This is a genomic window from Glutamicibacter soli, from assembly GCF_052322135.1.
GTDB lineage: Bacteria > Actinomycetota > Actinomycetes > Actinomycetales > Micrococcaceae > Glutamicibacter > Glutamicibacter soli.
This window is the reverse complement of record NZ_CM125969.1, coordinates 3,708,465-3,721,132: the sequence shown is the minus strand read 5'-3', so window position 1 is coordinate 3,721,132 and position 12,668 is coordinate 3,708,465. Positions and strand designations below refer to the sequence as shown.

General features: G+C 63.4%; 11 protein-coding genes. 4 read left to right on the top strand and 7 right to left on the bottom strand.

The window, feature by feature from the left end:
• Positions 1 to 6: 6 nt before the first annotated feature.
• Positions 7 to 480 (bottom strand): hypothetical protein, encoded by a 474-nt coding sequence (locus tag ACTX90_RS17550; RefSeq protein WP_443442589.1) that lies wholly within the window; start codon positions 478 to 480, stop codon positions 7 to 9.
• A 67-nt stretch (positions 481 to 547) separates the two neighbouring features.
• Complete coding sequence (locus ACTX90_RS17545; protein WP_443442588.1) at positions 548 to 2,164, bottom strand: amidohydrolase; 1,617 nt, start codon at positions 2,162 to 2,164, stop codon at positions 548 to 550.
• A 101-nt stretch (positions 2,165 to 2,265) separates the two neighbouring features.
• Between ACTX90_RS17545 and ACTX90_RS17540 the strand changes: the two genes are divergently transcribed.
• Positions 2,266 to 2,955 (top strand): TetR/AcrR family transcriptional regulator, encoded by a 690-nt coding sequence (locus ACTX90_RS17540; protein ID WP_053799122.1) that lies wholly within the window; start codon positions 2,266 to 2,268, stop codon positions 2,953 to 2,955.
• A gap of 107 nt (positions 2,956 to 3,062) precedes the next feature.
• The gene (locus tag ACTX90_RS17535; protein ID WP_443442587.1) at positions 3,063 to 4,643 is read left to right on the top strand and encodes an APC family permease; all 1,581 of its coding nucleotides are present in this window, start codon (positions 3,063 to 3,065) and stop codon (positions 4,641 to 4,643) included.
• A gap of 123 nt (positions 4,644 to 4,766) precedes the next feature.
• Here ACTX90_RS17535 and ACTX90_RS17530 read toward each other — a convergent pair whose 3' ends face one another.
• Positions 4,767 to 5,561, bottom strand: coding sequence for a carbon-nitrogen hydrolase family protein (locus ACTX90_RS17530; RefSeq protein WP_047120494.1), 795 nt, complete (start codon positions 5,559 to 5,561; stop codon positions 4,767 to 4,769).
• Between the two features lie 267 nt (positions 5,562 to 5,828).
• On the opposite strand from ACTX90_RS17530, the gene ACTX90_RS17525 reads away from it, so the two are divergent.
• Complete coding sequence (locus tag ACTX90_RS17525; RefSeq protein ID WP_443442586.1) at positions 5,829 to 6,776, top strand: patatin-like phospholipase family protein; 948 nt, start codon at positions 5,829 to 5,831, stop codon at positions 6,774 to 6,776.
• Between the two features lie 170 nt (positions 6,777 to 6,946).
• Here ACTX90_RS17525 and ACTX90_RS17520 read toward each other — a convergent pair whose 3' ends face one another.
• The 4 genes from ACTX90_RS17520 to ACTX90_RS17505 all read right to left on the bottom strand — a co-directional run bounded on the left by ACTX90_RS17520 (position 6,947) and on the right by ACTX90_RS17505 (position 10,825).
• A complete protein-coding gene (locus ACTX90_RS17520) occupies positions 6,947 to 7,972 on the bottom strand; it encodes a DNA-3-methyladenine glycosylase 2 (RefSeq protein WP_443442585.1) in 1,026 nt (341 codons plus the stop codon).
• A 553-nt stretch (positions 7,973 to 8,525) separates the two neighbouring features.
• Entirely contained in the window at positions 8,526 to 9,212 is a 687-nt protein-coding gene (locus ACTX90_RS17515) for an SDR family oxidoreductase (RefSeq protein WP_120991714.1), read from the bottom strand.
• 53 nt (positions 9,213 to 9,265) lie between these two features.
• A complete protein-coding gene (locus ACTX90_RS17510; protein WP_237562314.1) occupies positions 9,266 to 10,168 on the bottom strand; it encodes an EamA family transporter in 903 nt (300 codons plus the stop codon).
• A gap of 42 nt (positions 10,169 to 10,210) precedes the next feature.
• Entirely contained in the window at positions 10,211 to 10,825 is a 615-nt protein-coding gene (locus ACTX90_RS17505; protein WP_047120491.1) for a helix-turn-helix domain-containing protein, read from the bottom strand.
• A 353-nt stretch (positions 10,826 to 11,178) separates the two neighbouring features.
• Here ACTX90_RS17505 and ACTX90_RS17500 point away from each other — a divergent pair, with 353 nt between their 5' ends.
• Positions 11,179 to 12,441: an MFS transporter gene (locus ACTX90_RS17500; RefSeq protein WP_047120490.1), complete on the top strand. Its 1,263-nt coding sequence runs from the start codon at positions 11,179 to 11,181 to the stop codon at positions 12,439 to 12,441.
• Positions 12,442 to 12,668 lie beyond the last annotated feature (227 nt).

Sequence of the window (12,668 nt, the reverse complement as noted above, 5' to 3'; positions counted from 1 at the left end):
AACCATTTAGCCTCGGGCCGGTCGAGGAGGAATCGGGTCCGGGCGACCGGCGTTCAGCTTTTGCCCGGTAGCGCGTATCGCCCGTTGCATGCACCAAGCGGCGACCGCTGAGCCCAAGGCGACGAGCGCCGCGGCCGGCAGCAGGTACCCTGCGCCTTCCCAGCCGGCGAGCCCGGTCGTCATCAGACCCGCAGGAATGCAGAGGACCGCCGCAGTTGCGGCGGCTATCGGAACCAGCCGCTGCATGACGCCCTCGGGCCTGCGCCGATGCCCGAAGGCGAGCACGGCGTAGATCCCACCGGCAACCAGCAGTCCGTACAGCGCACCGAAGGGCACGCCATACAGGAATGTGATGACGGTATACTCACGCAACTCAAGAATCACGATGCACAACACAGCGACGGCAACACCGGCAATGGTTCCGCGGGTCAAGAGCGCGAACAGCAGCTCCGAAGGATGCGTCAGGCGAAGGCGGGTCATCTGCCCAGACTAGGCCATCACGCCTCCGCGATGCGCGCTCGCCGGGAGGGTGCCTGCCTGCCGTTGCTCAGGCGGTCAGCAGCGGGTCGCCGGCGTTGACCGGTTGCCCGTCGAGGTACGTTCCCAGCACGTCGACCGTGCACAGCTGCTCGGGAGCCAGCGAGAGCGGATCTTCCGCGAAAACTGTCAGGTCCGCAGGCGCGCCGAGCACGATCCGCCCGCCAACAGCACCGGTGCTGGCGTGCACGTTCACGGTGTACCCCTCCAGGGCCTCGCGTGCGCTGAGCTTGTGGCGAGGCTGGGCCGAATCGCTGCCCGGCACCTCGGTACGCCGGCGGGTCTGGGCGTCGGCCAGGATCAGGCGTGGATCGTACGGCGCGATGGGCCAGTCGGACCCCAGGGCCAGGATCATGCCTGCGTCTTGCACATCGCGCAGGCGGAAGGCGAACGACGCGCGGTGGCCGCCCAGCCGGCGGGACCAGGCGTCGGAGCCGTCGGCGCGCACGAAGTGGGTGCAGTGGGTCGGCTGCATGCTCACCGTGGCGCCGCTGGACTTGAGCGCGGTGAAGTCTTCGTCGTTCATTTCCTCCAGGTGCTCGATCCGGTGCAGGACCCCGTTCCCAGGCAGCTCGCTGATGGCCTTGATGACGAACCCGATGCCTTGGTCGCCGATGGCGTGGGTCGTGGTGGTGATGCCGGCTGCGGCCAGCGTCCGCAGGTTGTCGACGTACCGCTGGGGCTCAAAGTACAGGGACTCCGTGGACTCGCCCTCGGTGTCCGGTTCGTAAAGCCAAGCGGTGCCGTTGTCGACGGTGCCGTCGATCATCAGCTTCACGCCCCGCACCTGCCAGCGCCTGCCGTGCTGTCCTTGCAGCTCGATCAGATGCCGCAGTTGTTCGGGAGCGTCGCTGGCCATGATCCAGGGAGCGACTCGCAATTTGATCGGCAGTTCCGTGCGTTCTTCGAGCCTGCGCAGGATCTCCAGCGAGTCGGGATCCGCCAAATCCAGCATTTCACCACCGGTCAGGCCGCTGGCGGCCATGCCGCGCAACAGGCGTTCCAGTCCGTCGACCTTGCCCTCGATGGTCAGCGGCGGCAGGGCCTCTTCCACCAGGGCCATGGCGGAGAATTCGCGGATGAAACCCGTAGGCCGGCCCTCGGAATCCACCACGATGCTGGAGGCGTCGTCAAACGTCTCCGTGCCGGTGATGCCGGCTGCTGCCAGCATGGGCTGCGAAGCCAGCGCCGAGTGTGCATCAAAGCAGGTGACGTAGCTGGCCCGGCCGGGAGCTGCCTCGTCGAGCAGCCCGCCGTGGGGTTCGGCTTCGCCGAAGACCGCTACGTTCAGTCCGTAGCCGAGCACCGGTGCATCTGCAGGCTGTGACTCGGCATGGCGGGCGAAGATCTTGCGTGCGTCGTCCAGGTCCTTGGCATCACCCAGGAATACCCCGCGGGCGACCGACAGGCCGAATATCGGATGAATGTGCGCATCGACGAGGCCTGGGGTGATGGTTGCCGTCCCGTGGTCGATCACCTTGGTATCCGGTCCTGACCACTCCGTTGCCTCGGAGCGGGAGCCGAGGTGCGTCACTACTCCCGCGGTGATGCCCATGGCGGAGTACTGCTTTTCGCCGTCCAGGCTGTGAATGGTGTCCGCGAAGATCACGGTTTCGGGCGTCTGCATCAGCTCGACTCCTAAATGAATAGTGTTAATTATCGTTGAGTCTAACCACTGGGCCCTCTACTGTCCATGATTGGATAGGAAATAACCAAGGGAGTTAGTGCATGTCTTCTACGCCGCATCGTGTTGCCGGACGCCCGGCCAAGCCGATCCTCACTCAGCAACGCATCGTCGAGGCCGCCTTCGCGCTGCTCGATGAGGGTGGGGCCGAAGACTTCTCGATGGGTAAGCTCGCCCGTTCGCTGGGCGTGCGGACTCCGGCGCTTTATAACCACGTGGACAACCGGCAGCACCTGGTTAACCTCATGCGTCGCGACATGATTCGCTCCATTGACCAGAGCCTGATCGCCGAGCTCCCGTGGCCAGAAGCACTGTTCCATTTCGGCCAACTGTTCCGTGACGCCTTGCTGCGGGTTCCTGCGGCCGTCGAGCTGATCGTGGCCACGCCGATCACGGAAGAATCCGAATCTGGGCTCATCTATGAGGAGCTGGGCGGCATCCTTCGCCGGGCAGGGGTGGCTGTTCCCCGGATCCTCATGATCATGATTGCCTTTGAGTCCCTCGTGGTTGGCGCAGCCTTGGACATCGTGGCTCCCGGAGCCCATGTTGCCGTGGTGCCCGAGGGGGATTCGGGGGCCCGCCAGACCCGCCATGTGGAAGTCCTGGAGCTGGGGGAGAAATTTGCGCGGCAAGCGCGCTCGACAGTCAGCGAGCAATCGTTCGACTTCGGGCTGCGCGCCATCATCGCGGCCGTAGAGCGAGAAGTGGGACAGCGTGATCACGTAGGCATGTAACACCAATGTTGCGTGGAGATTAACAATATAAATTTTCTTTTGCGGCCGAACATTCGATGTCCATCGGCCGGTTCGAATATCAACAATCCCATGTTTCGCCTAGTGGGGTGCTCTTTTTCCTTGCAATTAAAGCCTTGCTCGCGATGCCGGGCGGGCTTTTCGGCGCCTTTGCGCTGGCGGTTGCGCCAGCCCACCCCTTGCGCCAAGTGACTCCAGTCACTACCTTTAGTGAACGTTCTTCATTTAAATCTGGCCCTTGGCTTCCAGCCCCTGCACCTCTGGCAGGTGGATTATGCCGGGTAGCGGACGGAAAGGTGCCCATCATGTCGAAATCTCCACTCAAGCCACCGGGTGGCGCAGTGCTTGCCACCGACCAGATGAACCGGGTCCTGGGCCTGCCCAATCTGGTGCTCTTCGGCATGGTCTACATGGTTCCGTTGACTATTTTCAGCACCTACGGCATCGTCACCGAGATTACCGGTGGGCGATTGCCGCTGGCGTACCTGATTACCATGGTGGCGATGATCTTCACCGCACGCTCCTATGGGCTGATGTCGCGGGCTTTCCCGGTGGGCGGGTCGGCATATGTGTACACGCAGCGATCCTTCGGCCCGAATATAGGGTTCATGGCCGGCTGGGCGCTGCTGCTGGACTACCTCTTCTTGCCGATGATCAATTACCTGCTGCTCGGGATCTACATGCATGAGTTCTTCCCGGCGATCCCACCATGGGCGTTCATGCTGGCTGGAATGGTCGTGGTGACGGTGCTGAACGTCGTTGGAATTGTCTCCGTGGCGCGGACGAACATCGTGATCATCGGCTTCCAGTTTCTCTTCATCATCCTGTTCGTCATTTTTTCGGTTGCCTACCTCAAGGAGCAGGTCTCCGTGGATCTCTGGGCACCGTTCCGGGGGAACGGAGAGCCCGGCGGCTTCGCGCCACTGGCTGCGGGAGCGGCGATCTTGTGCCTGTCGTTCCTCGGGTTCGACTCCATCACGACCTTCGCCGAAGAAGCACGCAACCCGAAACGGGACATGCCGCGGGCAATTCTGCTGACCACATTGATCTGCGGACTAATGTTCGTGGGCCTGGCTTACCTGTCTCACTTGGTATACCCCAGCCACGAATTCGCAAATGCTGACTCCGCATCGATCCAGGTGATTTTCGCGGCGGGCGGAGATTTCCTGGCCATCTTCTTCACGGCAGGATTCATCTGCGGCGCACTCGGATCCGCCCTGGTTTCGCAGGCATCGGTGGCGCGTATTCTCTACAGCATGGGCCGGGACGGAGTTCTGCCGCGCAAGGTGTTCGGCTATCTGCACCCGCGATTTAAGACACCGACCTACGTGATCCTGATCGTCTCGCTCATTTCGCTCACGTCCTTGTTCGCCAGCCTGGAAATGGTGTCGGCGATGATCAGCTTCGGCGCTTTGGTGGCATTCTCCGCAGTCAACCTTGCCGTGATCAAGTACTACTTCCTAGCCCACCGTCAGCGAGGTCTGGCGTCGACCGTGAACTACCTGTTGCTGCCGCTGGTCGGCCTATGCCTGACCATCTGGCTCTGGACCAGCCTGAGCCCGTTGTCGCTCCAGATCGGCCTGGCGTGGATTGTATTGGGTCTTGCCTACCTCGGCTACGTCACCGGCGGATTCAAGCGCAAGGCGCCAATGCTGGATCTATCCGAGTAGCGGGAGCGCATCGCCTGCCCGGGTAAGGCCAGACCGGGGATCCATGCAGCGCTATTGAGCAGGCACTTGGCAATCGCCGGTGCCCGCTCCGCGGTGTTGTCCAGGGGTTCTGAGCGAGCGAGCCTAGAGGTCGACGGCGTTGGCCAGCACCGGAAGCTTCCTGCGGGCTTCCTCGATCAGGCCCAGGTCCAAATCCACGATGAGCAACTCGGGCGCGGGTCCTGCCTGAGCGATGACGCGGCCCAGCGGGTCGACGGCCATCGAGTAGCCCACACCCAGCGGAGCGGCACCCTTCAGCGGCCGGCCGACGCTTTCGGGATCGGCCTGGTCCACGGCGATCACGAAGGTGGTGGTGTCCAGTGCGCGGGCCTGGGCCAGCGCCTTCCACTGCTCGGCCTTGCCCTCGCCGCCGCCCCAGGACGCGGTCACGATGTTGATCTGGGCGCCGGCGCGGGCATGGCGCACAAACAGCTGCGGGAAGCGCAGGTCATAGCAGATGGCCATGCCGATGGTGGCTCCATCCAGCTCGAACTGCACCGGGGTGTCGCCAGGGGTGACGGCCTCCGACTCCAGATAGCCGAAGGCGTCGTAGAGGTGGATCTTGTCGTAGTGCGTGTCCACGCCGCGGCCCACGACCAGCAGGGTGTTGCGCACCCGGCCGCCCTCGCCGGGGGTGAACATGCCCGCCGCGATGGCGATGCCCAGGTCGCGGGCCTGCTGGCGCAGCAGCCCGGCCCAGCGGGCGTTGACCGGCTCGGCGAACTTTTCCACGGGGTTGCCGAAGGCAACCTGCATGGCTTCGGGGAAGACGATCAGCGATGCGCCAGCCTCGGCGGCCTGCTTGGCATGGTCGCGGATGATCGCCAGATTGCGCTGGGGATCGCCGGTGCTCAATACCTGTGCCAGCGCGATCTTCATGATGTTCCCGTCCCTTCGCCGGCGGCGCGTGGAGTACGCCGCATCTACGTCGACTCTACGTAGGCGGGCCAAAAAATGGCAATGCGGCCGGTCGCATGCGTCTGATACGGCCTTATGATGAATGCACGCAGTTCAAACCCGTTGCAGGGAGGTGGTACCCGATGTCCGCACGATCGACCGTGGGCGCACCCCTGTCCCGTACGACGGCCCGGAACTCCTAGCCGGCCTGCGGGTGAGCCCGAGGAATTCTTCCGAAAGGCACCCGCCATGAACTCATCCTCCTATCCGACCTCCCGCGCCAGCACGGCGTATCCCTATCTTTCCGGCCTGCCCAAAACCACCGGCGCCCGAGCCCTGGTGCTGGGCGGCGGAGGAGCCACGGGGAACGCTTGGCTGATCGGCGTGCTCGCCGGGCTGGCCTCCGAAGGCCTGGACGTCAGCGCGCCGCAATTGACGGTGGGAACTTCCGCCGGCGCCACCGCGGCCGCCCAGCTTGTCGGCTCCACCCCGACCGAGCTCTACCAAGCGGTCATCGCCGCACCGGCGCCTCCGGCGGCTGCCCCTCGACCTGCAACCGCACCGGCTGCGGCCCGAGTTCCCGACCAGCTGTCCCGCATCAGGTCCATCAGCTCCGCTTCCTCCGGACCGGGGGACATGCACCGGAGGATGGTTGCCGCCGCGCTGGATCTGCCCGGTGCCTGGGACAGGGAGCTGAGCGCCCGGTGGAGATCCATCGTGCAATCACGCATGGCGCAGGCCGACTGGCCGCAGCGGCTGGTCTATCTCACCGCAGTGCAGGCGCAGGACGGCGAGTCGGTGGTCTTCGACAACTCCAGCGGGGTTCCGCTGGTCGATGCCGTGGCCGCCAGCTGTTCCAGCGGCCCGCCGTATTGGCTCGGGGAGCGCGCCTACATCGACGGCGGCTACCGCCGGAATGAAAACGCAGATCTGGCGCAGGGATACGACAAGGTGCTGGTGCTGTCTCCGCTGGGCGGTCGGAGCCTGCACCCGGAGAGCTGGGGCATGCAGCTGTCGGCGCAGGCGGACCAGCTTCGCGCGTCCGGAAGCAAGATCCAGATCATCGTGCCGGATGCCGCCGCCGAAGCCTACGTGGGCGTCAACGCCATGAACCAGTCCCTGCGCTCGACGGCCGCCCGCGAGGGATTCCGCCAAGGCCGGGAACAGGTCGGAGAGATCCGGGAGTTTTGGCGTTGATCCGTCGCGGTTTCCTGCTCCGTGCGGGCTGATTCTCCTCGCGGTCCCTGACGGCTGACCAGGTGTCCTTCCGGCACTCGCCATCCATCCGGATCGCGAGCGTCCGGGTTTCCGAGGCGTTGGATGGACGGGGTCATCTTGCGCGGCAAGTCGTCGATATACGAAGAGGATCAGCCGGAGGCTGCCTGCCATAGGTGCATGGAGGCATAGGAGCGCCAAGGGGACCAGCGCCGGGCGTACTCTTCGAGCAAACGGTGACTGGCGCTTTTCGAGGTCTGCGGCTCCAGAATGCCGAGCCGCACTGCTCCGGAGACCAATGCAACATCGCTGCGCATCCAAGCGTCGGGATCACCAAGCACGCGCATTGCGAGGTAGGCGGCGGTCCAAGGCCCGATTCCAGGTGTTCGGAGCAGGCTCTCCCGCAGCAGCTGGGGATTGCTCTCGAAGCCGACCTCCAGTTTACCGCTCTGAAGTGCAATGGCTGCACTTCGAAGCGTAGAGATCGAGCGGCGGGGGAGCTTCAGGACGCGATCGGGATCCAGCGGTAGATCTGCTCCGGGGTCGTGCACGGTTTCAATGATGTCCGCCGGAGCGGGAAAGATCCTGTCCAGACCGGTAAAGCTCGAAGTGTAGGCGGCTCCGGCCTGAGCTACGAGTCGGGAAAGATGGGTTCGAGCGGCCTTGACCGAAATCTGCTGGCCGATGATGGCCCGGATGACCAGCTCATGAGGGTCGACTGCGCCGGGCACCCGGATGCCCGGGGTTCGAAGGATACTCGCTTCCAGTGCCGGGTCTCTGGACAGGTTGAGATCGATGGCGCTTGAGTCGGCGTCCAGATTCAAGAAGCGCCGTATCCGGAAAATTGCGGCAGCTTGATCGCGCAAATTTTGGAGTTCAAGCTGAGCTTTCAGGACCCAGCTGGCGGATCCATAGTTACGAGCGATAAGCCTAATAGCCCCTGGCCCACTTGGGAACATGAGTGTTCGGGCATATATGAGCCTGTCTTTCTGCGAGAGATCTGTCGTCTCTACACCGGCAATCGCCCTTGCTTCCAGAAACGAGAAAATGCCTTGGGCGTCAAAGGGGTGCTGGATCGGCAAGTCGATGTTCAGAACTATGGGGGACTGTTTGCCGAAACATCGCGTCCCGAAAGGAGTCGGTGAACTTGGGTGCTTCTGGTTGCTTCCTGCACTCATGTTGTCGCCCCAATCATCCGACGAAGTTTCGAAGTCACCTTGAGTGTAACTAATTGATCGAAAGACTGATTCTGACGCGAAAGCGCCACTAGAAATTAGATGAAAATTCAGAATGAAGCATACTCGTCCGTTCTGAATTCAGCATACGCAAGAAGCTGCTCGCATTAGACGTGACCGAAATTCCGTCCATGGCACCTGCCGGTCTCGCGAACGACCTGAAATGAACAAATTTATTGATCGTAGAACGCCTCTTCTCGTGGAGCTCGTGGAAGTCTCATTCGCAGTGGAGATCCGCAAGCGGAAACTGAAACTGAACAAGTTTTTTGATCATTTTTCCGCAGACTATCGTTCGGCGCGACGGTACCCGAGCGCTCGCGATACTGCCGCCCGTGGAAGCTGTGGGTGACCCGGTGAGGTCTCATCTGAACAAATTTTTTGATCAATTTGCCGATCGGGTCTTGCCGGGCATCAAGAAAATGAATGCGGGGAGACTGCCAGGAACCATGAGAGGATGAACAAATTTTTTGTTCAACTTCGCATGGCGGCCTCAGTCCTATGGTTGCGGTGAAGGGTTGATATCGATCGAATCCAAGTTCGCGCGGTCACCCAGGGAAAGCGCGGTCATTAGAGCCTCGGCAATCTGTTCGGGGCGGACCCAGTTTTCCGCATCGTAGGTTTTCTCTTCCCAAGAGTGCAGCTGTTCCTGCATCGGCGTGGAAACGCGCCCCGGGTGGATGGAAGTGACCTTGATGCCGTTCGAAGCTTCTTCGATCCGGAGGGCGTCGGCGAATGCCTTCATGGCGAATTTGCTGGCGCTGTATGCGCCCGATCCCGCAATGGTGCGGTGCCCGAGACCTGAATTGATCATGAACACGTGGCCACGTGCCCGGCGCAAGGCAGGCAGCATGGCGCGGGTGAGCTCCACCGGAGCCAACACGTTGATCTGCATGCTCTGTGCCCAATCCTCCTGGCTCGTCTCCTCCACGGTGCCCATGCGGAGTATGCCGGCGCTGTGCACCAGAACATCGAGTGCGGGGATCTGCGCGGCAAGGTCGCCCATGCGGCCGGGGGACCCAAGGTCCGCGAGCAGCGGCGTGGCGGATCGAAAACCTTCTGCGGCGCGTTGCAGCGGCTCGAAGTTTCGCCCCACCAGAAATAGGTGATGGGTTGGCGCCAAGGCCTCGGCTATGGCGCGGCCAATGCCGCCGGTGGCTCCGGTAATCAGTGCGCTGGGTGTCATGTGGTCATCCTTGCTTGTCTGCTCGGTTCGAATCAGGGATCAGGGAACGAGCGCTACTGCGTGCTTTGCTCGGGAGCGGGGACTTCGGTGAGGTTGCCGCTGGTCTTGCGCGCTCCGTCCCATTGGGCCGCGGCGCCGGCGGTCACGACGATGACAACGCCGACAGCCTGGAAGACCGACGGGGCTTGGCCGAGGACCAGAAGTCCGATGAGCACGCCGAAGGCCGGTTCGACTGACAGTAGCGTGCCGAAGGCCGTGTGGTTCATGCGCTTGAGGGCCAGCATCTCCAGCCCGAATGCGATGACCGGGGTGATCAAGGCGATGCCGGCTGCCGCAGGCAGGACCCACCAAGCGAGGTTGCCGTTGATCACCTGGGGGAGCCCGACGGGCATGGTAGCCAGTGCGGCGATGGGGATGGTCAGCGACAGGCCGCTGATGCCGGCGAAACGGTCGCCGACACGCTGGGTGAGGACGTTGTACGAGGCCCAGCATGCGCCTGCTGCCAGCGCCAGCCCGACGCCGATGGGGTCGAAGGATCCGGACCAGGGTTCGGTCAGCAGGACGATGCCCGCCAAGGCCATCGCAGGCCAGATCAGCGCCCTGCGGTTGCCGCTCATGAGGCCGGCGACAATCAGTGGACCGAGGAACTCGATGGCTACCGCGGTGCCCAGTGGAATACGCTCCACGGCGCCCAGGAAGAACACTGTCATGAAGCCGGTGACCATGCCGAGGATAAGCAGCGAGGGGAGATCCCTGCGGCGGATGGACCGGAGCGCCGGACGGGAGATGATCCAGAGGAACACCACTCCGAAGCAGAGGCGCAGCCATGCGGTGCCCGCCGGGCCGACTTCGCGCAGCACTCCCACCGACAGGGCGTTGGCCAGCTGGATGGACAGCATGGCCGCGATGGCCATGGTCCATGGAGGAAGGCTGGTGCCGGTGAGGCGGGCCGTCATTGGGGTCTCCTTGGGTGGTTCTGGGCTGAAGCCGGGGTGTGGCTAGTCGGCTGGAGCATCGGATTCCAGCTGGCGGTGGGACGTTCCGACGCCCGGTTCGAAGACGGCCAGCGTGAAACGCAGCGGCGCATCTGAATTGTTCTCGTAGGAGTGGGGCTCATCGCCCGGGAAACACAGTGCGTCGGACTCGGACAGCGCGTAAATTTCTGCGCCGACCTGGACCGTGAGTTCGCCTTCCAGCACCTGGAGGAGTTCTTCGGTGCCCGCGACGTGCGCGTCGCTGCCGTGGCGTTCGCCCGGCTTGAGCGTCCAGTCCCACAGTTCGATGACATTGGGGGAGCGGGTGCCGCCCAGTAGCACGCCCCGGCCGCCGTGCTTCCCGCTCCATAGCTCGGCGCCTTCGCCCCGGCGGGTGATCTTGACGGCCTTGGCGGTCGGCGGTTCGACCAGCGCGGGGAGGCCGACTCCGAGGGCGTCGCTGAGCCGAAGCAGCGTGCCGATGCTGGGATTCACGGCTCCCTGCTCGACGTTGACCAGCATGCGTCGGCTGATCCCGGCATGCTCTGCCAGCTGATCCAAGGTCCATTGGAGGCCCAACCGCTCCTGCTTGACCCGCGCGCCGATGGAATGTGCAAGGATCTGGGTATTTTCGTCCACAAATGCATAATAGTGCACTAGTGGTGCACCGTTCTACACGCCTAGCGTGCTCGATCGCTGCGGACGTGCGGCATTTCCGTGCGTCTGCCAAAATTTACATAGCAAACCTATGTAAATAAATGTATAGTGGGACTATGCAATAACGCGTGGGACCGAGTGCTCCTGCGAGTTGCAGATCCCCGAACACCGTGAAGCTGCCAAGCGGATTGCAGCGATCGCGCGGCCGGATCGTCCCCCCGGGGCATCCGTTCGGCGTGGCCGCATCGCGGGAGGACAGGCGTTTGCCACGAGTATCTACGAAGAGCGCAGACTACGCACAAAACATCGCACCAGCAAGGAATGAGAACGATCGAATGACGCAAGCCGGAAACGTACAGACATCGCTGTTGAAACAGCCTGGCTCGGTCTGGGCCATCGCCTTTGCCTGCATGGTCTCCTTCATGGGCATTGGCCTGGTCGACCCCATCCTTCCGGCCATCAGCCGAGCGCTGGAGGCAAGCCAGTCCCAAACCATGCTGCTCTTCACCAGCTACCTGTTCATCACCGGCATTGCGATGTTCTTCACCAGCTGGGTTTCCGGGCATTTGGGTGTGAAGAAGACCCTGGTTATCGGCCTGGTCCTCATCGTCGCCTTCGCCGCGCTTGCCGGTGCCAGCTCCAACGTCAACGAGATCCTGGGCTTCCGCGCCGGCTGGGGATTGGGAAATGCCCTGTTCATCTCCACCGCCTTGGCGGCCATCGTGGGCGCCGCCAGCGGCGGAAGCCGGCAGGCCATCGTCCTCTATGAAGCCGCGCTAGGTGTCGGAATGGCAGTTGGGCCGCTGGTTGGCGGCGTCTTGGGCAATCTGTCGTGGCGCGGACCGTTCTTCGGCACCGCGGTGCTCATGGCCATTGCCCTGGTGGCGATCCTCGCCTTCCTGAAGCTCCCGGCCGGGGCGCCGGCGCCGGCCAAGATCTCCATCGCTGCCAGCTTCAAGGCGCTGCGCAACCCGGCCCTGCTGGCCCTGTCCGTCACGGCAGTGTTCTACAACTTCGGTTTCTTCATCCTGCTTGCCTACACTCCCTTCCCGCTGGAGGCCGCGGCGCATGCGGCGGGGCTGGACTTCGGCGCCACCGAACTCGGGCTTGTCTTTTTCGGCTGGGGATTGGCGCTGGCGATTACCTCGGTGCTGGTGGCGCCGCCTGCGACCCGCACGTTCGGGCTGCGTCCGGTGCTATTCACCATGCTGGGCCTGCTGGCCGTGCTGCTGGGTGCGATGGCGGTCTTCCACGAGCAACTGAAGGTCCTGATCATTCTGGTCGTCGTCGCCGGCCTGGTGCTTGGCGTCATGAACACCGCGCTGACCGAAGCGGTCATGGAAGCCACCGACTTGCCGCGCAATGTCGCCAGCAGCACCTATTCCGGCGTGCGCTTCCTGGGTGGTGCGGTGGCCCCTGCTGTCGCGGGTCCGCTGGCCGCCGCACTGGGCGCTGCCGCCCCGTACTGGCTGGGTGCCGGGGCGGTAGTGGTGTCGATCCTGGTGCTGGCTCTCGCGGGGCACAAGCTCAGCCACATCGGCGCTGCCCATGAGACGCCGCAGGAGATCGCCGAGGACGTGCTGCTCGGCGAAGCCTAGTGCGTTCTGCTGGCTGACTGTCATGGATTCACGGCGTATCGGAACACTGGCGTGGAGGCCGCACTCCGAGGACCTCGGTGGGCAGTCCACGCAGGGGCCGGCAGAAGCTGCAGACCTTTGTGCGATTCTGCCATCCCAGCACCCGGTGCCGTCGAGCACCTGAGCGCAGTTCCCACGTTGGGTGGGCGGCTCAGCTCCGGACTCGACGCGGGCCGCACCATGTAATG